Source organism: Taklimakanibacter deserti, assembly GCA_003574785.1.
The window spans coordinates 175,669-195,799 of sequence record QORU01000006.1; the positions used below are offsets into that span (position 1 = coordinate 175,669).

The following is a 20,131-nucleotide window of genomic DNA, read 5'->3' on the forward strand; positions in this document are numbered from 1 at the left end:
CTCAGGCTTCCGCCGTGCGATGCTCCTCGCGGGCGGCTTGCCAGACTTCGCGCGCTGCGTCGGCATTCATGGCGGCGATGCCGAGGCCGACGATCAGATCAGGCCAGACGGACAAACTATAGGCCGTGACGAGACCGGCGCCGATGATCGCGACATTCGCCACCGCGTCATTGCGCGCCGAAAGAAAGGCCGCTCTGGTCAGGCTGCCGCTGTGGCGCCGGAACCGGGTCAGCAACAGAGCGCAAGTGAGATTGACCGCGAGCGCGCCTAGACCGGTCAGCGACAGCGCAAAGGCATCGGGCGGCACCGGTGTCACGAACTTGTCCCACGCCGTCCACAAGGTTGCGAGGCCGGGAACCAGCAAGATGCCGGCCAGCGCCATCCCGACCCTGGCGCGGCTGCGGGCCGACCAGCCGAGCGCCATGAGGATCAGAAGGTTGATCGACGTGTCTTCGACGAAATCGACACTGTCGGCGAAGAGCGACACCGACCCGATGGCCAGCGCTACCGCAAACTCGATCCCGAAATAAGCGAGATTGAGTAGAGCGACCAGACGAACGGCCCGGCGCAAATCGCGATCGCCGGGATTCGGCGTCACCTGATCGCGAGATCCGCCAGCGTGCCTTGGGCCACCGCATAGCGCGCGATGTCGAACGGCTTGCTCGCCAGGATCGTCTCCATATTCTCGATGACGGCATTGGCGCGGGCCTGGTTCTTGTCGCGCCATTGCGCCCAGTCCATCTCGTCCTTGACGATGCGGGCGACGATGCCGCGATGGTTCTCGAAGACCTGGGCCCGGAGCCGGTTGATCGCCTGCCGTTCCAGAAGATCACGTGCTCGGAGCGCATTGCCTTCCTCGATCAGCCTTTCGACACCGAGGTCGGAGGCGGTCGCGAACATCACTTTAGCCACCGTCTCGATGCTGGCGCCGCTCTTCTCGGCAATCTTCACGACATCGAGGGCCCGCTGCAGGAAGCGGTGGCTCGCGAGCTTGCGGGCGAGCTCGGCCGGCACGCCCAGTTTCTCGAGCTCGCTCTGCCGCTCCGCCATTTCCTTGAGATCGGCCGCAGGCACGGTTTTCGCCAGCACGGCCTCGACCTTGGCGAGACCGTCGCGATATTTGCCGATGAGCTGCTGCAAGCCCTGGTCAAGCTTCTCATGGCGCAGGAACCACACCGTCGTCCAGCGCAGCAGGAGCTGCAGCCCGGCATAGAGCTTGTTCTGGAGCGTGCCGGGGATCTTCGCATCGAGCGCGTCGATCGCCGTGTTGAGGGCGAGGAAATCGTAGGAGTCGCGCGCCGCCGCGAAGGCCGAGGCGATGTCGGCGGGCGCCGCACTGGTCTCGCCCATGATATAGGCGATGAAGCTCGGTCCGCCGCGATTGATCATGCTGTTGGCGAGCATGGTGGCGATGATCTCGCGCCTGAGCTTGTGATGCTCGATGTCGTCGGCGAAGCGCTCTTGCATGGCTTTGGGGAAATAGCGCTTGAGCTCGCGCGACAGATAAGGATCGTCGGGCACGCCGCTGGCCAGGATCTCGCCATGCAGCGAGATCTTCGCATAGGCCATGATCACCGCAAGCTCGGGGCGCGTCAGCCCGCCGCCCTTGAGGTCGCGCTCGATGATCTGCGAGTCGCTCGGCAGATACTCGATCTTGCGGTCGAGCTCGCCCGATTTCTCGAGCTGCTGCATGAGCTGGATGGCATAGGAGTTTTCCGTCGTGCCCTGCTCGAGAGCGAGCGACAGGCACAAGGTCTGCAGATAGTTGTTGCGCAGCACGAGCGCTGCCACGTCATCGGTCATGTCGGCGAGGAGCGTGTTGCGGTCCTCGCGCGTCAGCTTTTTCGCCGCTTCCGCGCGCGACAGGCCGATCTTGATATTGACCTCGATGTCGGAGGAATTGACGCCGGCGGAATTGTCGACCGCATCGGTGTTGATCCGCCCGCCATTGAGGGCGAACTCGATCCGCCCCCTTTGCGTGACGCCGAGATTGGCCCCCTCGCCGATGACCTTGACCTTGAGCTCATTGGCATCGACGCGCAGCACGTCATTAGCGCGGTCGCCGGCATCGGCCTGGCTTTCGTTCGACGCCTTCACATAGGTGCCGATGCCGCCGAACCACAAAAGGTCGGCGGGCACCTGGAGCAGCGCATGCATGAGCTCTTGAGGCGTCGCCTTGTCGGCGCGAAGGCCGGTCAGGGCCTTGATCTCCGGTGTCAGCGGGATGGCCTTGAGCGACCGCGGGAACACGCCGCCGCCCTTGCTCAAGCGCGACTTGTCATAGTCCTGCCAGCTCGAGCGCGGCAAAGCGAAGAGCCTCTCGCGCTCCGTGAAGGAGGTCTCGGGGTCCGGATCGGGATCGATGAAGATGTCGCGATGGTCGAAGGCGGCGAGGAGCCTGATCTGGCGCGACAAGAGCATGCCGTTGCCGAACACATCGCCCGACATGTCGCCGACGCCGATCACCGTGAAGGGCGTCGTCTGGATGTCGACATCGATCTCGCGGAAATGCCGCTTCACGGCCTCCCAGGCGCCCCGCGCGGTGATGCCCATCTTCTTATGGTCATAGCCGGCCGAGCCGCCGGAAGCGAAAGCATCGTCGAGCCAGAAGCCATGGCGGCGGGCAATGCCGTTGGCGGTATCGGAAAAGGTCGCCGTGCCCTTGTCGGCGGCGACGACCAGATAGGGATCATCGCCGTCGCGCCGCACCGTGTCCGAAGGCGGCACGACCTTGTCGTCCTTCAGATTGTCGGTGATGTCGAGCAGGCTCGAGATGAAGCGCGTATAGGCCCTGACCCCTTCCGCCTGGATGGCCTCGCGGCTGTCGCCGATCTTCAGCCTCTTGGGCACGAAGCCGCCTTTGGCGCCGACCGGCACGATCACTGCATTCTTCACATTCTGGGCCTTGGCGAGGCCCAGCACCTCGGTGCGGAAATCCTCCGGCCGGTCCGACCAGCGGATGCCGCCCCTCGCAATATGGCCGGCGCGCAGATGAACGGCTTCGACATCGGGCGCATAGACGAAGATCTCGGCAAAGGGTTTGGGCTCCGGCAGGCCGTCCACCAGCTTGGAGTTGATCTTGAAATTGATCAGCGGCGGCTCGCCGTCGTCCTTCGCCGGCTGGAAGAAGTTCGTGCGCAGCAGCGCCGAGATCAGATTCACATAGCGACGGATGATGCGGTCTTCATCGAGATTGTAGACATCGATGAGCGCCTTCTCGATCCTGGCCAGCGCCGTCTCGGCGTCCTTCTCGCTCTGCGCCTTGGGATCGAACAGCGCATAGAACAAGGTGACGAGCTGGCGCGCGATCGCCGGATATTTCACCAGCGTCTGGGCCACATAGTCCGAGGAGAAGGACGCGGCCGACTGGCGGATATAGCGGCCGAGCGCTCGCAGGAGCGACACATCGCGCCAGACGATGCCTTCGCGCAAAGTGAGCCCGTTGAAGGCATCGTTCTCGGCCTGCCCCGTCCAGACGGCGAGGAAGGCCGCTTCGAGATTGGCAAACGTAGCGGCGCCGATCGCGGCATTGGCCGGCGCCTGCAGCAGCACGTCATGGATGACGGCGCGGCCGGTGCCCGAGCCGGTCGCCAGGATATGAGTGGTTTCCGAGATCGCCTGGAGGCCGAGATTTTCGAGAATGGGCAATCTTCGGCCAAGCGCTATGGCCTCGCCCTGGTGATAGAGGCGCGAATGGAACTCATTACGCCCGTCTCCGGCCACCTTGATGAATTCGACGCCGATCTGATCGCCCGACAGCGCGTCGATCTCCTCGATATCCTTGAGCGACGCTTGCGGGTCGGTCGAATCGCGATATCCGGGCGGGAAGGCGCCGCGCCAGCGCGTGATCAGTGCCTGGCCTGAGCCCTTGGCGATGAGCGCGCTTTCCAGCCGGTCGTCCCAGTTGCGCACCGCCTCGACGATGCGCTGCTCGAGCTCTGCAAGATCGGGCTTGGGCTCCTTGCTCGCGTTGCGGAGGATGATGAAATGGACGCGCACCAGGGCGCCTTCACCGAAGGACGGTGCAAAGCTCGCCACCCGGCCGTCGAAGCTCTCGGCCAGCAGATCGCCGACCTTGCGGCGCACATCGGAATCGAAGCGGTCGCGCGGGATGAACACGAAGGCCGAGACGAAGCGGTCGAACTTGTCGCGCCGGACGAAAAGTCTCGTGCGCGGCCGCTCCTCGAGGCGCAATATGCCTTGCGCCATCGCGGCCAGCACATCGGTATCGATCTGGAACAATTCATCGCGCGGGAAGCCTTCGAGGACGGCGGCCAGTGCCTTGCCGGAGTGGCCCGAGGGCGCGAAGCCCGAGGCCGCGACCACGCGCTGCAGCTTCTTGCGCAAGAGCGGGATCTCGTTGGGATTCTGCGTATAGGCCGATGAGGTGAAGAGGCCGATGGCGCGCAATTCGCCGGAGAGCGTGCCTTCGGCGTCGAACAACTTGACCCCGACATAATCCATGGCCGAGCGGCGGTGCACGGTGGCGCGCACATCCGACTTGGTGATGACGAGCGCCGCAGGCTGCATCAGGAATTCGCGGATCTGCGGCGAGATGGCGACCAGCTCGTTGCCGCGCCTCAGCACCTCGATCTCGGCCTTGCGCAGGATGCCGAGGCCTGAGTCGGCGATCGGCTCAAGCGCGCCCTTCTTGGCGCCGCCGACGAATTTGTACTCGCGCATCCCGAGGAAGGTGAAATGGTTGTCGAGCAGCCACTGCAGGAAGGCGATCGATTCGGTCAGTTCCTCGATCGGGATGGGCGGTGGATTCTTCTGATAGGCGGCGATCGCTTCGCGCAGGCGCTGCTGCATGGCGCGCCAGTCGAGAACGGCGACGCGCACATCGTCGAAGACGCCCTTGAGGTCGTCCTCGAGCGTCTTCGCCTCCTCGGGCGTGATGCGCGACAGATGGATATGGAGGAAGCTTTCGCGGATCGCGTTGGAATCGGGACTGGGCTTGGCTTCGAGTCCCGTGAGCTTGCCCGTGCCGTCGCGCTTCACCGACAGGACCGGGTGGAGAGCGAGCCTGACGTCATGGCCGCGATCGGTCAGGAGGCCGATGGTCGAATCGACCAGGAACGGCATGTCGTCATTGACGATGTCGATGACCGTAACGTCACCGAAGGGCGCTTCGGGATTGGTCACGGCGACCTTGCTGCGGCCGGGCTTGCGCTCGTTGAGGAAGCTGAGCCGGCCGCTCACCAGTTCATGCAGGTCTGAGGCGGAATAGCCCTGGAGGTCTTCCGGCGGCGCCTTTTCCAGGAGCTGGCGCGTCAAGAGCTTTTCCCGCTCGCCCTTTGCTTTCCCCTCCGCCGTTTTGATCAAAGTGACCAGAGGATCATGCGGCGACATCGCGAAACTCCCATCAGCAATCGGGCTAGCCGGTCGGCCCGGCTTTGGCCCACTGTTTAGAAGCATTGCGACAGAAGAGCTACAGGATTAGGGCGGACACTTAATCACACCCAACTAACATTTTAATTGAGTGTCCCGGGCTTGAGTTCGGGATTCTTCTGATAGCCCGGTCCGACCACCAGAGGCTGGTTCGGCAGGCTCGCCTGGTCGACGTCGGTGTGAAAATTCCGTTCATAGCGGGCAACTTCCTTGCCCTGGGCGTCGATCAGCCGCATCACCGCCTTGTAGTCGCGCTTGGCCTCTATGCCGGTCAAGAGGGGTGATTTGAAACTGTATTGTACCCGGCCCTGGACGACCTTTTCCTGCTCGACGGCGGGTTCGGGCTTGCCCGGCACTTCGAATTGGGCCTCGATCACGGAACCTTCCGGCAGCGTCCGGAGCGGCTTGGCGATGAAGCCGTAGAAGGCCTCGGCATTGCGGTAGTTGAAGACGAAGCCGCCGCCGGCAAAGGAGAGATAGGGGGCGTTCTCGTCCTCGCCGCAGGCGGTGAGAAAAAGGGCCAAGGTCAAGAGAATGATTTTGCGCAGCATCATGGCATTACCTCACGCTTCGCTGTCGCGCCGCAAGCCGACGCCCAACAGCCCATCCGGTTTGATGATGAAGATCAATATGACGATCAGGAATACCGCCACATCGCGATAGACGATCGGAAAATAGGCGGTCCACACGGTTTCAATGGCGGCGAGCAGGAAGCCGCCGACGATGGCGCCGCCGATCGTGCCGAAGCCGCCGATGATCGTCGCGAACAGCGCCTTGAGGCCGAGCACCAGCCCCATATAGAAGCTGACCCCGCCATAGCCGATGGCGATGATCCAGCCGGAAGCCGCCGCGAAGGCGGCCGCCGCCACGCCGGTCCAGGTGAGCACGCGATCGGTGTCGATGCCGCAGAGCTGGGCCAAAGCGAGATTCTGCGAGCAGGCGCGCCACAGCCGCCCCGCCTCGCTCTTGGCGAGAACCAAGGTGAGCCCGGTCAACAGAAAAGCGCTGATCCCCAGGATGAGGCAATGCATGCCGGTGACATGGACGACGAAGCCGTCGAAATCGATGTTGACGACCGAGTCGGCGAAGATCGGCGACAGCCATTGCTCGCGCCCAGCCGACTGGATGCGCAAGCTCTCCTGCAGCGTGATCGAGACGCCGATGGAGGCGATCATGATCGCTTGGGTGGGCGAGCGCACCAGAGGATTGAAGACGCCCATCTGCAGCACGGCGCCGAGCGCCGCCGCCGAGACCGCCGCGATCAGGAACACCGCGGCGATAGCGAGGCCCATCTGCCAGTTGGCGGCGAGCATGAACATCATGGCATAGATCGCGGCGAAGGCGCCGAAGGTCGCCATGTCGCCGAAGGAGAGAACGATGCGGTTGGTGATGCCGTGGAGCAGCGCATAGGCGACGGCGAGCAGACTGTAGAGGGCGCCGACGAGGCTCGCATTCACCGTTTGCTGGATGACATAGCCCGTCGCCCTGATCGCGCTCTGGGCGAGAGCAGGCTCGGAGAGGAAGAGGAATGCCCCTAGTCCGGCAAGGCCGGGAACAATCCATTTTGACGGGCTAACCATGGTTTGCTAGTAAGAATGACGTTATGGCTTCTCCCTGTCAATTGGAACGATGACCACCCACTTCCACTGGCACGATCATCATTTCATCAACCGCAATCCAGCATTGGATTTTGCCAATATGGTGGTGTGGCGCGGCCAGGCGGCCGAAGAGGATCGCGGCCGGTCGCTGGAGAATCTCAAAGGCTGGGCGGCCTATGCGGGGCTGGCTTTGCCGCGCGCCGATGTCGATCGATGCGTGAAGGTCAGGGAAGCGATCGATGGCTATTTCCGCATCGGCGCCGGCTGGCCCGATCTCGTCTCGCTCTATGCTGAGGCGCTCAAGGCCGATGACGATCCCTTCCTCACGACGATCCTGCATGCGGCGATGGCGCTGGCCTTCTCGCCCGAGAGGAGCCGGGTGCGGATCTGCGGCAATTGCGGCTGGCTGTTCTTCGATAGCACGCGCAATGCCAACAAGCGCTGGTGCACCTTAACCTGCAGCAGCCGCACCAAGGCCAGGCGCCATTATCACGCGAAGAAGCGCGTGGCCTCGGGCTGACTCAATCTTCCGCGAGCAGTCCGCCTTCGAAAATATAGCGGCAGAGCTGGGTGCGCCGCTTGAGATTCAGGCTGCGCAAGGCGGCGCTGATATGGGCCTTGACCGTGGTCTCGGAAATATCCGCGAGATAGGCGATCTCCTTGTTGGCGAGGCCGAGCGCCGTGAGCTGGGCGATGAGCAATTGCTGCCCGGTGAGCTTCGCCGGCGTCGGCCGGTAGCCATAGGTTCTGATCTCTCCCATCATCCGGCTGAGCCGCGGCACCGACTGCAATCCCTCGAGCGCGATGGGCACGGGATGCGCCTCCGCAAATGTGTGGTCCATGATGGCCTCCTCCCTTTTCATGTCAGCTGCGTCCCCTCGCCAAAGCAATGACTTTCGCTTCGCCACGCGGCGCGCCATTGAGGCTGCCGAGCACCAGGCGCTTGTGGATGGCGATGATGTCATCGGCGCCAAGCCGGCCCTTCGGGCTGTACCAGAAGCACACGCCGGTGAGCATCGAGAGGATCGCGTAAGTGGCGATGCCGCTGTCGATCGCCGGAAAGAGATGCTTGGCGATGCCGGCATCGAGGATTTGGCGCAGCTCGTTCTCATAAGCCTTGCGCAAGGCCACTGTGGCGCGGCGCTCATCGGGCGTCAGGCTGCGCAATTCCAGATTGGCGATGAGCACTTCCTTCTGGCGCTCGAAATGGTAGCGGATGTGGAATTCGACGAAGTTCTCGAGCCTGGCCAGCGGGCCCGCTTGCGGATCGTCCGCCTTGCGCCAGGCGACGAGCAAGGCTTCCATATGCTCGGCCATGATATCGGCGAGCAGCTGGTCCTTGGTGGCGATATAGCGATAGATCGATCCGGGCTGCAGGCCGACATGGTCGGCGAGATCGCGCAAGGTCATGGCTTCGAAGCCGTGTTTGGCGATGAGCTCGATGGCGGCCTTGCGAATGGCTTTTTCAGTCTCGGCGCCGACCGATCCGCGGGTCCGCGACATCATTCCTCCCTTTATATCCGGTCGTTCGACCTGTTCTTTCGGAGGAGATTATCATGCTCCAGGAAACAAACAAGCGTTTGTTTTTAAATAGGGCATCAAGCCTGACCCATCTCGACAGTGTCCTGCGAACCACGCATCATTTCAGAAAAGGAGCCGCCACCCATGTACGGACTGATCGGAAAGATGCGGGCAAAGCCCGGCAAGCGCGACGATTTGCTGGCCATCCTGCTTAACGGTATCGACTCGATGCCGGGATGTCTCAGTTATATCGTGGCCAGGGATCCCGCCGATGCCGACGTCATCTGGATCACCGAGGTCTGGGACAATGAATCAAGCCACAAGGCATCGTTGACGCTGCCTCAGGTGCGCGCCGCCATCGCCAAGGCCATGCCGATCATCGCCGGCTTCGACAGCTCGACGCCGACCGAGCCCGTGGGCGGAGTCGGCCTGCCGCGATAGAGCGCCGGTTCTCACAGAATCGGCCCGGCGCTCTATCTCTTTATTGTTACGCATCGGCTTATCCGAAAACCGCACACACTTTTCGGGCCGATGCTCTAGCGTCGCTTCTTATTCAGTGCGTCAGTATATTGACGATCGTGCCGAAGGGATCGCGCGCAAAGAAGCGCCGCACGCCCCAGGGCTCGTCGGCGGGTCCATAGACGATCTCGAAGCCCGCCGCCTTCACGCGGGCATAGGCGGCATCGACATCATCCACCTCTATGGAGATCTGCGGCACCGGCGTGCCGGAGCCGCCTTCGCTCATGAAGCTCACCTGCGGCATCATCTTTTGAGATGAGGCGAAGGTCATGATCCAGCCCTGATCCATGACCAGTTCGAGGCCGAGCACATCGCCATAGAAGGTTTTTGCTTTAGCGGGATCCGCCGTCGCCAGATTGGGCACGATACGTCTGACACTCATGACTACCCCCATCGATCTGCGGACGATCCTATTGACAGGCGCGGTCCGATCAACTATTTAACCGATATGTTAATTAACTTTTCGGTTTAATACAATGTCTGTCGACCGCCTGAGCAATACTTTCGCCGCCCTTGCCGATCCGACACGGCGCGCCATCCTGGCGCGGCTCGCTCTGGGCGAGGCGACGGTCACCGAACTGGCCGAGCCTTTCGAGATGAGCCTTCCCGCCATCTCCAAGCATCTCAAGGTGCTGGAACAGGCCGGCATGATCGCGCAGAGCCGCGAGAAACAGTGGCGGCCGCGCCGCCTCGAGCCTCAGGCCCTGAAAGAGGCCGCCGACTGGCTCGATTATTACCGGCAGTTCTGGGACCAGAGTTTTGACCGCCTCGATGCCTATCTGAAGATGCTGCAGGCCAAGGGGGGCGGCGATGGCCCGCAAAGCTGAGATCCCTCGCCTCGAATTGCGCATCAATCGCCTGTTCAACGCGCCGCGCGATGTCGTCTTCGAACTGTGGACCGATCCTCGCCATCTGATCCATTGGTGGGGTCCGAAAGGCTTTCGCACGCTTTCTTGCGAGATCGATCTCAGGCCCGGCGGCGCCTGGCGCATCCATACTGAGGCGCCCGATGGCATGGCGTTCTCCTCCTATGGCGTGTTTCACGACATCGTTCCGCCGGAACGGCTGGTCTTCTCGCACAGTTTCGATTTCCCCGGCCGGCCGCTCGGCCCTTCCACCCTCGTCACCGCGCGCTTCACCGAAGAGAACGGCAGAACGCGGCTCACCTTCCATCAAGGCATCTTCGACGCGATCGCCGACCGCGACGGCCATGAGGAAGGCTGGCAGAGCGCCTTCGATCTCATCGACGATTATCTGAGCCAAAAGGCGCTGCGAAAGGAAAGCCCATGATCGCTGCGAACAATACCGACGTCCGTCAAGGCAAGCTCGAGCTTGTCATCACCCGAGTGCTCGATGCGCCGCCGGTGCTCGTCTACAAGGCCTGGACCAGCCCCGAGCACATGGTGCGCTGGATGGGGCCCAAGGGTTTTACCGCGCCGTCGGCGAAGCTCGATGTGCGCGAAGGCGGAAACTATCGCGCCTTGATCCGCTCGGCCGAGGGCAAGGATTACTGGTTCCGCGGCACCTATCGCGAGGTCGTCGAGAACCAGCGCCTCGTCTTCACTTTTGCCTGGGAAGAGGACGGCGAGCGCGGCCAGGAGAATCTGGTCACCGTGACCTTCGCCGAGGAAGGCGGCAAGACCCGCATGACCTTCAAGCAGTCGCCCTTCCCGTCGCTCGAGGAGCGCGACGGCCATGAAGGCGGCTGGAGCGAAGCCTTCGACAAGCTCGGCGCCTATGTCGCCGGCCTGCGGACGGCATGACCTTTGTAAGTATGAGGAGACAGAAAATGGAACATCACGCGATTGTCACCCGCGAGCAATGGACTGAAGCCCGGACGGCGTTCCTGAAGAAGGAAAAGGCTTTTACCCGGCTGCGCGATGAACTGAACGCCGAGCGGCGCGAGCTGCCCTGGGTCAAGGTCGAGAAGGCCTATGTCTTCGAAACACCCGAGGGCCGGCGCAGCCTCGCCGATCTCTTCGACGGCAAGAGCCAGCTCATCGTCAAGCATTTCATGATGGCGCCGGGCGAGAGCGAAGGCTGTGTCGGCTGCTCCTTCGAGGTCGACCAGGTCGAAGGGGCGCGTCAGCACTTCAAGCATCACGACGTCGCCTATGTCGCCGTGGCACGGGCGCCCTTGGACGAGATCGAAGCCTATCGCCGCCGCATGGGCTGGACTTTTCCCTTCGTCTCGTCCTTCGGCAGCGATTTCAATTATGACTTCAACGTGTCCTTCACGCGCCAGGAAGTCGAGAGCGGAAGGGCCTATTACAACTACCGCATGACCGAAGTGGGGATCGAGGATCTTTCCGGCATCAGCGTCTTCACCAAGAATGATGCAGGCGAGATTTTCCACACCTATTCCACCTATGGCCGCGGCGGCGAGGAAGCACTGACCGCCTATGCCTATCTCGACCTGACGCCCAAGGGCCGTAACGAGACCGGGCCCAATCACGACCTTACCGATTGGGTGAGGCGGCATGACCGTTATGAGACTGAGGGCAAAGCGGGAAACTGCTGCGCCGTCAGCTAATTCAGGACAGGAGAGCGAGGATCTTGCGCAGATGATCGGGTTTCTGATCGACGAGCAGCCTATCGATCTCGGCATGCGTCTTCTTCCAGGTCGGCAGCGCCTCGATGAGCAGCGCATGGCCCGCCGCCGTCAGCGTGAGGCGGCGGCTGCGCCGGTCCTCTTTGTCGACTGTCACCTTGATGAGGCCGCGGCGCTCGAGCGGCTTGAGATTGGCGGTCAGCGTCGTGCGGTCCATCGCCAGGAATTGCGCAACCGCGCCGATGCTCGGCGGTTCCGGCCGGTTGAGGCTCATCAGCAGCGAGAATTGCCCGTGTGTCAGATCGATGGAGCGCATCGCATCGTCGAAGCGGCGCGCCAGCGCCCGCGCCGTCCTTTGCACGGCGAGACACAGGCAATGATCGCGCACGTGATGCGTGGCCTCGAAGGGAAGGATTTTTCGATTTGACATGCGCTAATTATGTTGATATCAACCCATTTGTCAAGACTGTCGTCATGCGCGGATCCGGGACGTTTCGCTGCATATGTAAGTGGAAAGCTTGGCCCTGAAGGGCGTCAGCCCATTAACCGGGAACAAGGGAGTATTGCCATGCCTGAGACATCCCCCACATTGCCCAAAACCGCCTCACGCCACGATTGGCTCATCGCCCGCAAGGCGCTTCTCGAACAGGAAAAGCGGTTGACGCGCGAGCGCGACGCGCTGAGCGAAGCGCGGCGCCAGTTGCCGATGGTACGGATCGACAAGGATTATGTCTTCGAAGGGCCTGAGGGCCAGGTGAAGCTCATCGACCTGTTCCAGGGCGGCCGCCAGCTCATCGTCTATCATTTCATGTTCGACCCCGCCTGGGAGAAGGCTTGTCCCGGCTGCACCGGCTTCGTCAAAGACCTCCCCGACCTCGAGGGACTGCATGAGCATGACACATCGCTCGCCGTCATCGGCCGGGCCCCTCAGGCCAAGCTCGACGCCTATCGCCGGCTCCAGGGCTGGGACATTCCGCTCTATTCGTCCTTCGGCAGCGACTTCAACTATGATTTCCATGTCACCTCGGACGAGACGGTGACGCCCGCCGAATACAATTATCGCCCGCGCGCCGAGCATCTGGCCAATGGCGAGCCGTGGTTTGCCGATGGCGAGCAGCATGGCGTCAGCGTGTTCCTGCGTGAGGGCGATGCGGTCTTCCACACCTATTCGACCTATGCCCGCGGCGTCGAACCTTTGGTCCCGGTGCTGCATTATCTCGATCTGACGCCGCTCGGACGGCAAGGCGCCTAAGACTTAGGACTTTCACCCCTGCCGTTAGGGCAGAGAAATTTCTCAAAAATTTTTCTGCGCCTGTCGATTTTGCCGTGCCTGCTTCGTCGTCGTTCATGCAGCCGTTGGGCTCGACAGCGCAGGAACAGGAGAAAACCCATGAGATTCATGATCATCGTCAAGGCTTCGACGAATTCGGAAGCGGGCGTGATGCCCAGAGAGGACATGCTCGCCGCCATGGCCGACTATCACCAGGAGCTCGCCAGAGCGGGCGTACTGCTCGACGCCAATGGCCTCCATCCTTCCGCCAAGGGCTGGCGCATCAGATATGAAGGCGGCAGGCGCCGCGTCATCGACGGGCCCTTCGCCGAGACCAAGGAATTGATCGCCGGCTACACCCTCATCCAGGTGAAGTCGCGCGAGGAGGCCCTCGAATGGGCCCGCCGCTTCCCCAATCCGCATGACGAGGACTGTGAGATCGAAATCCGCCAACTATTCGAGCTTGAGGATTTCACCCCGGGCGAAGCGATCGAGAGATTCCGCGACATGGGGGTTGCGGCAGCAAAGCAGTGAGTACCCCGATTATCAACCAAGGAGAGGAGTAAGACCATGCGTGTTCAACCCTATCTGTCTTTCGAGGGCCGTGCCGAAGAGGCGCTCGATTTCTACACCAAGGCGGTGGGCGCCCAGGTGAACGTCAAGATGCGCTTCAAGGATGCGCCGCCCATGGAGGCCTCTGACCAGGGCTGCGGCGACAAGGGTGCGCCGCCCGCCAATACGGGTGAGAAGATCATGCATTCGGAGTTCAAGATCGGCGATTCGCTGATCATGGCCTCCGATGGCTTCTGCTCCGGCAAGACCAGTTTCGCCGGCGTATCGCTCGCCATCCAGGCCAAGGACGACGCCGAAGCCAAGCGGATCTTCGACGGCCTCGCCACCGGCGGACAGGTCCAGCAGCCGCTGATCAAGACCTTCTTTGCAACAAGCTTCGGCGTGCTCGCCGACAAATTCGGCGTGAGCTGGATGGTCGTGGCGCCCGAGACACCGTGAGGACACGAGCATGAAAGTTTTGGTGTTTGTAAAGGCGAACGAGGATACGGAAGCGGGCGTCATGCCCTCGACCGAGCTCCTGGCCGCGATGGGCAACTTCAACGAGGAACTGGTCAAGGCCGGCATCATGCTGGCGGGCGAAGGCCTGCATCCCTCGTCCAAGGGCAAGCGGGTGCAGTTCACCGGCAAGGCGCCGCGCGTGATCGACGGTCCTTTCGCCGAGACCAAGGAGCTCATTGCCGGCTTCTGGATCTGGAGGGTGAAGTCGATGGACGAAGCCCTCGACTGGGCCAGGCGCTGCCCGATGCTGGACGGCGACGTGCTCGAAATCCGCCCCGTCTTCGAGGCGGAGGATTTCGGCGAGGCCTTCACGCCGGAGCTGCGCGCCCAGGAAGAGCGCCTCATGGCGGAGCTGGCCAAGAAGACGTAACGGAAACCGGTCCGCGGCACGAAACATGCCGCGGACCTTCACTCTTGAGGAAATCCATGCCGGCCATGGCCTTGCGGCAGATGAGCGAAGGTGGTGTGATCGGACATCATGTCCGAGGTCCATCACGCGATCGACGCCATCTGGCGGATCGAGCAGGCGAAGCTCATCGCCGGCCTCGCCCGCTTCACGCGCGATCTGAGCCTGGCCGAGGAACTGGCCCAGGACGCCTTGCTCTCGGCCCTCGAGCAATGGCCGCGGATGGGTATTCCGGAAAAGCCCGGCGCCTGGCTGATGACGGCGGCCAAGAACCGCGCCATCGACAAGGCCCGCAAGGCGAAGCTCGCCCAGGGCAAGCATGTGGAGATCGGACGCGAGCGCGATGCCGAGCAGGAAATCGCATGGGAGGCTCTGGAGGACGCGCTCGACGATCCGATGGGCGACGACCTCTTGCGGCTGATCTTCGTCTCCTGCCATCCGGTGCTGTCGACCGATGCGCGCACCGCGCTCACCTTGCGGCTCATTTCAGGGCTCACCACCGAGGAGATCGCCCGCGGCTTTCTGCAGTCCGAGCCCACGATCGCGCAGCGCATCGTGCGCGCCAAGCGCACTTTGGCGGAGAAGCACGTCCCCTTCGAGATTCCACGCGGGCCCGAGCTCACCCAACGGCTCGCCTCGGTCCTCGAAGTCATCTATCTCACCTTCAACGAGGGCTATTCGGCGACAGGGGGCGACGACTGGATGCGCCCGCAGCTCTGCGAGGAGGCCTTGCGGCTCGCCCGCATTTTGTGCGGACTGATGCCGGAGGAATCGGAAGTCTTCGGCCTGACGGCGCTGATGGAGATCCAGGCCTCGCGCATCGAGGCGCGGACCGGACCCTCGGGCGAGCCGATCCTGCTTCTCGACCAGAACCGCGCCTTGTGGGACCAGCTCCTCATCCGCCGCGGGCTTGCCGCACTGGCGCGCGCCGAGGCGCTTTCACCAGCGCTCGGCCGCTATGGGCTCCAGGCGGCGATCGCCGCCTGCCATGCGCGCGCACGGGAAGCCACCCAGACCGACTGGGCGCGGATCGCTTCGCTCTACGATGCGCTCGCGGCGCTCGAGGGATCGCCGGTCGTGGACCTCAACCGCGCCGTCGCGCATTCGATGGTCGCGGGTCCGCAGGCCGGGCTCGATCTGGTGGATGCGCTCATCGGCGAGGATGCGCTCAAGACCTATCATTTGCTGCCGAGCGTCAGGGGCGATTTCCTGTTCAAGCTCGGCCGCCTCGCCGAGGCCGAAGCGGAATTCCGCCGCGCCGCCAGCCTGACGCAGAATGCCCGCGAGAAATCCTTGCTTCTCGAGCGCGCTGCGGCCTGCCGCCAATAGCAACTTTCCAAACCACAGGAGAATGAACATGGCCTATGTCGATGGTTTTCTCGTTGCCGTCCCCAAGAAGAAGCTCAACGAGTACAAGAAGCTGGCCAAGCTCGGCTGCAAGGTGTGGCGCGAGCATGGCGCGCTCGATTACAAGGAATGCGTCGCCGATGACGTGCCCATGGGCAAAATCACGTCGTTTCCGCGCGCCGTCAAACAGAAGCCGGGCGAGACCGTGATCTTCGCCTGGATTACCTACAAATCGCGGGCCGATCGCGACCGCATCAACAAGAAGGTCATGGCAGATCCGCGCTTCGGCGGCATGGATATCAAGAAGATGCCTTTCGATGCCAAGCGCATGATCTATGGCGGCTTCAAGGTCATAGTCGAGGCCTGAAGCACAGGAACAACGGAGTTATTCATGCTCGCGAACAAAACCGCCATCGTCTATGGCGGCGGAGGAGCCATTGGCGGCGCAGTGGCGCGCGCCTTTGCCCGGGAAGGCGCTCGTGTCTTTCTCGCCGGACGGACCTTGAGCAAGCTCGCCAAGGTCGCGGCCGACATATCGAGCCAGGGCGGCGAGGTCGAGGTCACCGAGATCGACGCCCTCGATGAGGAGGCGATCAAGGCGCATGCCGACCTGGTCGCGGCCAAGACCGGCGGCATCGACATCGCGCTCAATGCCATCGGCCTGTTCCATGTCCAGGGCACGCCCTTCGCCGATCTGGCGCTCGACGATTACGCCTTTCCTATCATCGCCTATGCTCAGGCGCATTTCATCACCGCCAAGGCGGTGGCCTGGCACATGGCCAAGCGCAAATCGGGAGTCATCCTGACGCTCTCGACGCCGGGCGGAAACCTGCCGGGTGTCGGCTATATCGGCTTCGGGGTTGCCTGCGCCGCGATCGAAGGCTTTTCGCGGCTCCTCGCTTGCGAATTGGCGCCTTCGGGCATCCGCGTCATTTGCCTGAGGCCACATGCGGTACCGGAAGCGCTGAGCTTCGGATCGCATGCCGCGGCGGTGTTCAAACCGGCGGCGGACCAAGCGGGGGTGACGGTCAAGGAGATGTTCGAGGCGCCGGCCGGGACCTTGCTCAAGCGCTATCCGACGCTGGACGAAGTGGCGGCGACGGCCGCTTTCATGGCCTCCGACAAGGCCGGCGCCATGACCGGCACGATCGCCAATCTCACTTGCGGGGCGCTGCTCGACTAGCTGCTGACAGATGTTGCCACCGCATCATGACAAGGTAGGAACATGACGAGCTCTGAAGCGCCAGGCAAGGCCGGCACCCGCGAGTGGATCGGCCTCGCGGTGATCGCACTGCCTTGCGTGATCTATTCGATGGATCTCATGGTCCTCAATCTCGCGGTGCCGCAATTGAGCGAAGAGCTGAAGCCGAGCGCTTCGCAGCTCCTGTGGATCATCGACATCTACGGCTTCTTCGTCGCCGGCTCGCTCATCATCATGGGCAATCTCGGCGACCGCATCGGCCGGCGCAAATTGCTGATGATCGGCGCCTTGGCCTTCGGTGCGGCCTCGGTCTTCGCCGCCTTTTCGACCAGCGCCGCGATGCTGATCGTAGCGCGCGCGGTGTTGGGCGTGGCCGGCGCCACCCTCGCCCCATCGACGCTTTCGCTCATTCGCAACATGTTCCATGATCCGACGGAGCGCACCACCGCGATCGGCATCTGGGTGGCGAGCTATTCTGTCGGCGGCGCCGTCGGCCCGCTCTTCGGCGGGCTTCTGCTCGAGCATTTCTGGTGGGGCTCGGTCTTCCTGGTCAATGTGCCGATCATGATCCTGCTGCTCGTCCTGGCGCCGATCCTGCTGCCGGAATTCCGCGATCCGGCGGCGACCCGGCTCGACATCGTGAGCGCGGCGCTCTCGCTCCTGGCGGTGCTGGCCGTGATCTATGGGCTGAAGCAGGTCGCCGAATATGGCGTGGGCTGGCGACCGCTGCTGTCGGTGCTGGTCGGCATCGTCCTGGCTTATGTCTTCGCGCGGCGCCAGCGGCAGCTCACCGATCCCCTGATCGACCTCACGCTCTTCCGCCGTCCCGCCTTCAGCGCCTCGCTTACCGTCTATATGCTGGGCGTGCTCGTCGCTTTCGGCTTCTTCCTGTTCATCTCGCAATATCTGCAGCTCGTCCTCGGCATGGGACCGCTCGAAGCCGGCCTATGGACGGCACCCTCCGGCCTCGCCTTCATGCTGAGCTCGATGCTCGCCCCGCGCTTCGTGCGCAAGCTGCATCCGGCCTATGTGATGGCGGGCGGGCTTGCCGTCGCAGCGGTCGCCTGCCTCCTGTTGTCGCTCGTCGGCAGCTCCTATGGGCTTGCCGTGGTGATGTCGGGCTTCGTCATCCTGTCGCTCGGCCTGGCGCCCGTCTTCACTTTGGCGACCGACTTCGTCGTGACCTCGGCGCCGCCGGAACGCGCCGGTGCCGCCGCCGCCATTTCCGAGACCAGTGCCGAGGTCGGCGGCGCGCTCGGCATTGCGCTCCTCGGCAGCATCATGACCGCGATCTATCGGGGCGCGATGAGCGCGGCGATCCCTTTGGACACACCGCCCGATGCGGCTGAAGCGGCGCTTGGCACTTTGGGCGGCGCCGTCGCCGTGGCGAAAGATTTGCCGGCCGAGATCGGAGCCACCTTGTTGGCGAGCGCGCGTCTCGCCTTCACCGGCGCCCTGGCGACGACCGCGGTCATCAGCGCGGCGATCGCGGCGGCAGCGGCCGTACTCGCCATTCTCATGCTGCGGCGGGTCGAGCCCGTCGCGCACTGATCATGATGCGGCCTTCTTGCGGGCGACCACTTCCTCATAGGCCCTCTGCAATCGCTCCGTCACCGACGGGCCGCGGCGTTTTTTGGCGGGAGGCTTTCCCAGATGCAGCTCACGCAACTCCTCAGCGAAATCCCGCCACAGGGCCGGACCGCCCTCTTCAAGAACCTGCGCCCGGATCGACAGCTCTTCGCTGACCGGCATGTATTTGCGGCCCCAAACTGCCATTTGCGCCAGCACCGGCACGAGGTCGATGCCCTTCTCGGTGAGGCTGTAGAGCGCCTTCTGCTTGTGGCTCGGATCATCCGTCTTCGACAGTATGCCTTCCTCCAACAGCTTCTTGAGCCGGTCGGCGAGGATGTTGGAGGCGATGCCTTCCATCGACTGGGTGAGCAATTCGCGGAAGTGCCGTTTGTTGCCGAAGACGATGTCCCTGATGATGATGAGGCTCCATCTGTCGCCCAGCACCTCGAGAGTGAGATTGATGGGGCAACCCGACCGATGCGCGTCGTGCATGAAAATCTCCAAAAACCGGTTGCATTATCGCATCGGTTTGTGTAAGTTACAACTAGTTGCATATTACAACTAGTTACCGGGAGAACATTATGACCCAACGCACCGTAGAACATGGCAATTTCTCGATCGAGCGCCGCTTCGATGCCCCCGCATCCCTGGTTTTCCAGGCCTTGACCGACGTCGAGATGAAGCGCCGCTGGTTCGCGGAAGGGGACGGCTGGGTCACCGAAAGCTATGCGCTCGATGCGCGTGAAGGCGGGCACGAGGAAGGCACGTTCCGTTATCAGGACGGTCCGCCGATCCGCAACGAGACCACCTATCTCGATGTCGTCGACGACCGCCGCCTCGTCCTCAGCTATTGCATGTTCATCGACGGCAAGCGCATATCGGCCTCGCTCGCGACGATCGAGCTTTCCCCTGAGGCCTCCGGCACCAGGCTCATCTATACCGAGCAGGCGGCGTTCCTCGACGGCGCCGACACGCTCAAGACCCGCAAAGAGGGCTGCGAGCAGCTCTTCGACACGCTCGGCAGCGAGCTCACGCGCCTGGCCGCGTGATTGGACAAGAGGAGAAAGACATGAAGCTCTACGTGGCCCCCGGCCCCAATTCCTATCGCGTGCGCATCTTCATGGCGGAGAAAGGCATCTCGCTGCCGCTGGTCGAGCTCGATTATGGCAAGCGCGAGCACAAATCGCCGGAATTCCTGAAGCTCAATTCGCTGGGCCAGGTGCCGGTGCTCGTTCTCGATGACGGCACGGTCATCACCGAGAGCGTCGCGATCTGCCGCTATCTCGAGGCCGTCCATCCCACACCGCCCTTGTTCGGATCGGATCCGGCGAGCCAGGGCAAGATCGAGATGTGGAACCGGCGCATGGAGAACGAAGTCTTCGCCACCATCGGCAATGTCACCTTGCATACCGATGAATTCTTCAAGGAGCGGGTGATCCAGGTCCCGGCCTTTGCCGAAGCGCAGAAGCGGATGATCCCGGGGAAGTGGGCCTGGCTCGATCGCGAGATGAGCGACGGCCGGCCCTATCTCGCCGGCGATGAATTCTCCATCGCCGACATCTCCGGCATGGTCACGCTGTGGCTGTCGGAAGTGTTCAGCTACGAGGTCCCGGCCGATCTCCCGCATGTGCAGCGCTGGAACGCGCGCCTGCGCCGGCGCCCGAGCTGGAACGCGTGAGACGCG

At 62.9% G+C, this 20,131-nt stretch carries 25 protein-coding genes; 16 read left to right on the top strand and 9 right to left on the bottom strand.

From position 1 onward, the window contains the following. Position 1: 1 nt before the first annotated feature. From DS839_RS14175 to DS839_RS14190, 4 genes are all read right to left on the bottom strand, one after another. On the bottom strand, positions 2 to 598 hold the full coding sequence (locus DS839_RS14175) for a cation efflux transmembrane domain-containing protein (RefSeq protein WP_368911636.1): 597 nt from the start codon (positions 596 to 598) through the stop codon (positions 2 to 4). Continuing rightward, entirely contained in the window at positions 595 to 5,352 is a 4,758-nt protein-coding gene (locus tag DS839_RS14180; RefSeq protein ID WP_162918521.1) for an NAD-glutamate dehydrogenase, read from the bottom strand. Before DS839_RS14180 ends, DS839_RS14175 begins: the two co-directional genes overlap by 4 nt. Positions 5,353 to 5,474: 122 nt before the next feature. Continuing rightward, positions 5,475 to 5,945, bottom strand: coding sequence for a hypothetical protein (locus DS839_RS14185; RefSeq protein ID WP_119271003.1), 471 nt, complete (start codon positions 5,943 to 5,945; stop codon positions 5,475 to 5,477). Positions 5,946 to 5,954: 9 nt separating this feature from the next. After that, the gene (locus DS839_RS14190) at positions 5,955 to 6,971 is read right to left on the bottom strand and encodes a branched-chain amino acid ABC transporter permease (RefSeq protein ID WP_119271004.1); all 1,017 of its coding nucleotides are present in this window, start codon (positions 6,969 to 6,971) and stop codon (positions 5,955 to 5,957) included. A 49-nt stretch (positions 6,972 to 7,020) separates the two neighbouring features. On the opposite strand from DS839_RS14190, the gene DS839_RS14195 reads away from it, so the two are divergent. Further along, the gene (locus DS839_RS14195) at positions 7,021 to 7,509 is read left to right on the top strand and encodes a CGNR zinc finger domain-containing protein (RefSeq protein WP_119271005.1); all 489 of its coding nucleotides are present in this window, start codon (positions 7,021 to 7,023) and stop codon (positions 7,507 to 7,509) included. A 1-nt stretch (position 7,510) separates the two neighbouring features. Here DS839_RS14195 and DS839_RS14200 read toward each other — a convergent pair whose 3' ends face one another. Both DS839_RS14200 and DS839_RS14205 read right to left on the bottom strand, forming a co-directional pair. Then, positions 7,511 to 7,831, bottom strand: coding sequence for a response regulator transcription factor (locus tag DS839_RS14200; RefSeq protein WP_162918522.1), 321 nt, complete (start codon positions 7,829 to 7,831; stop codon positions 7,511 to 7,513). A gap of 22 nt (positions 7,832 to 7,853) precedes the next feature. Then, positions 7,854 to 8,492 carry a TetR/AcrR family transcriptional regulator gene (locus DS839_RS14205; protein WP_119271007.1) on the bottom strand — a complete coding sequence of 213 codons (639 nt, stop codon included), beginning with the start codon at positions 8,490 to 8,492 and terminating at the stop codon, positions 7,854 to 7,856. Positions 8,493 to 8,654: 162 nt separating this feature from the next. Here DS839_RS14205 and DS839_RS14210 point away from each other — a divergent pair, with 162 nt between their 5' ends. Further along, positions 8,655 to 8,951, top strand: a complete 297-nt coding sequence (locus tag DS839_RS14210) for a putative quinol monooxygenase (protein WP_119271008.1) — start codon at positions 8,655 to 8,657, stop codon at positions 8,949 to 8,951. A gap of 112 nt (positions 8,952 to 9,063) precedes the next feature. On the opposite strand, the gene DS839_RS14215 is transcribed toward DS839_RS14210, so the two are convergent. Beyond that, positions 9,064 to 9,411: a VOC family protein gene (locus DS839_RS14215; RefSeq protein ID WP_119271009.1), complete on the bottom strand. Its 348-nt coding sequence runs from the start codon at positions 9,409 to 9,411 to the stop codon at positions 9,064 to 9,066. A 94-nt stretch (positions 9,412 to 9,505) separates the two neighbouring features. Between DS839_RS14215 and DS839_RS14220 the strand changes: the two genes are divergently transcribed. The 4 genes from DS839_RS14220 to DS839_RS14235 are packed head-to-tail and all read left to right on the top strand — an operon-like array spanning position 9,506 to position 11,562. After that, entirely contained in the window at positions 9,506 to 9,856 is a 351-nt protein-coding gene (locus DS839_RS14220; protein ID WP_119271010.1) for an ArsR/SmtB family transcription factor, read from the top strand. Next, on the top strand, positions 9,840 to 10,319 hold the full coding sequence (locus DS839_RS14225) for an SRPBCC domain-containing protein (protein ID WP_119271011.1): 480 nt from the start codon (positions 9,840 to 9,842) through the stop codon (positions 10,317 to 10,319). Before DS839_RS14220 ends, DS839_RS14225 begins: the two co-directional genes overlap by 17 nt. Continuing rightward, positions 10,316 to 10,792, top strand: a complete 477-nt coding sequence (locus tag DS839_RS14230) for an SRPBCC domain-containing protein (protein ID WP_119271012.1) — start codon at positions 10,316 to 10,318, stop codon at positions 10,790 to 10,792. The genes DS839_RS14225 and DS839_RS14230 overlap by 4 nt, the downstream gene beginning before the upstream one ends. 26 nt (positions 10,793 to 10,818) lie before the next feature. Continuing rightward, complete coding sequence (locus DS839_RS14235) at positions 10,819 to 11,562, top strand: DUF899 domain-containing protein (RefSeq protein ID WP_119271013.1); 744 nt, start codon at positions 10,819 to 10,821, stop codon at positions 11,560 to 11,562. A 1-nt stretch (position 11,563) separates the two neighbouring features. On the opposite strand, the gene DS839_RS14240 is transcribed toward DS839_RS14235, so the two are convergent. Continuing rightward, positions 11,564 to 12,010, bottom strand: coding sequence for a MarR family winged helix-turn-helix transcriptional regulator (locus DS839_RS14240; protein ID WP_119271014.1), 447 nt, complete (start codon positions 12,008 to 12,010; stop codon positions 11,564 to 11,566). Positions 12,011 to 12,148: 138 nt separating this feature from the next. On the opposite strand from DS839_RS14240, the gene DS839_RS14245 reads away from it, so the two are divergent. The 8 genes from DS839_RS14245 to DS839_RS14280 all read left to right on the top strand — a co-directional run bounded on the left by DS839_RS14245 (position 12,149) and on the right by DS839_RS14280 (position 18,426). After that, on the top strand, positions 12,149 to 12,832 hold the full coding sequence (locus tag DS839_RS14245) for a DUF899 domain-containing protein (RefSeq protein WP_119271015.1): 684 nt from the start codon (positions 12,149 to 12,151) through the stop codon (positions 12,830 to 12,832). A 138-nt stretch (positions 12,833 to 12,970) separates the two neighbouring features. Beyond that, the gene (locus DS839_RS14250; protein WP_119271016.1) at positions 12,971 to 13,384 is read left to right on the top strand and encodes a YciI family protein; all 414 of its coding nucleotides are present in this window, start codon (positions 12,971 to 12,973) and stop codon (positions 13,382 to 13,384) included. Between the two features lie 36 nt (positions 13,385 to 13,420). Next, positions 13,421 to 13,861 carry a VOC family protein gene (locus tag DS839_RS14255; RefSeq protein ID WP_119271017.1) on the top strand — a complete coding sequence of 147 codons (441 nt, stop codon included), beginning with the start codon at positions 13,421 to 13,423 and terminating at the stop codon, positions 13,859 to 13,861. A 10-nt stretch (positions 13,862 to 13,871) separates the two neighbouring features. After that, complete coding sequence (locus DS839_RS14260) at positions 13,872 to 14,291, top strand: YciI family protein (protein WP_119271018.1); 420 nt, start codon at positions 13,872 to 13,874, stop codon at positions 14,289 to 14,291. 108 nt (positions 14,292 to 14,399) lie between these two features. After that, complete coding sequence (locus DS839_RS14265; protein ID WP_119271019.1) at positions 14,400 to 15,656, top strand: RNA polymerase sigma factor; 1,257 nt, start codon at positions 14,400 to 14,402, stop codon at positions 15,654 to 15,656. 28 nt (positions 15,657 to 15,684) lie between these two features. Next, a complete protein-coding gene (locus DS839_RS14270) occupies positions 15,685 to 16,041 on the top strand; it encodes a DUF1428 domain-containing protein (protein ID WP_119271020.1) in 357 nt (118 codons plus the stop codon). 24 nt (positions 16,042 to 16,065) lie between these two features. Continuing rightward, on the top strand, positions 16,066 to 16,857 hold the full coding sequence (locus DS839_RS14275) for an SDR family NAD(P)-dependent oxidoreductase (RefSeq protein ID WP_119271021.1): 792 nt from the start codon (positions 16,066 to 16,068) through the stop codon (positions 16,855 to 16,857). A gap of 42 nt (positions 16,858 to 16,899) precedes the next feature. Continuing rightward, entirely contained in the window at positions 16,900 to 18,426 is a 1,527-nt protein-coding gene (locus DS839_RS14280; protein ID WP_119271022.1) for an MFS transporter, read from the top strand. Here the strand turns inward: DS839_RS14280 and DS839_RS14285 are convergent, their stop codons facing one another. Further along, entirely contained in the window at positions 18,427 to 18,939 is a 513-nt protein-coding gene (locus DS839_RS14285) for a winged helix-turn-helix transcriptional regulator (RefSeq protein WP_119271023.1), read from the bottom strand. 89 nt (positions 18,940 to 19,028) lie between these two features. Between DS839_RS14285 and DS839_RS14290 the strand changes: the two genes are divergently transcribed. Together DS839_RS14290 and DS839_RS14295 are read left to right on the top strand one after the other, a co-directional pair. After that, positions 19,029 to 19,496 (top strand): SRPBCC family protein, encoded by a 468-nt coding sequence (locus tag DS839_RS14290; RefSeq protein ID WP_119271024.1) that lies wholly within the window; start codon positions 19,029 to 19,031, stop codon positions 19,494 to 19,496. Positions 19,497 to 19,516: 20 nt separating this feature from the next. After that, a complete protein-coding gene (locus DS839_RS14295) occupies positions 19,517 to 20,125 on the top strand; it encodes a glutathione S-transferase family protein (RefSeq protein WP_119271025.1) in 609 nt (202 codons plus the stop codon). The last annotated feature ends 6 nt before the right edge of the window (positions 20,126 to 20,131 follow it).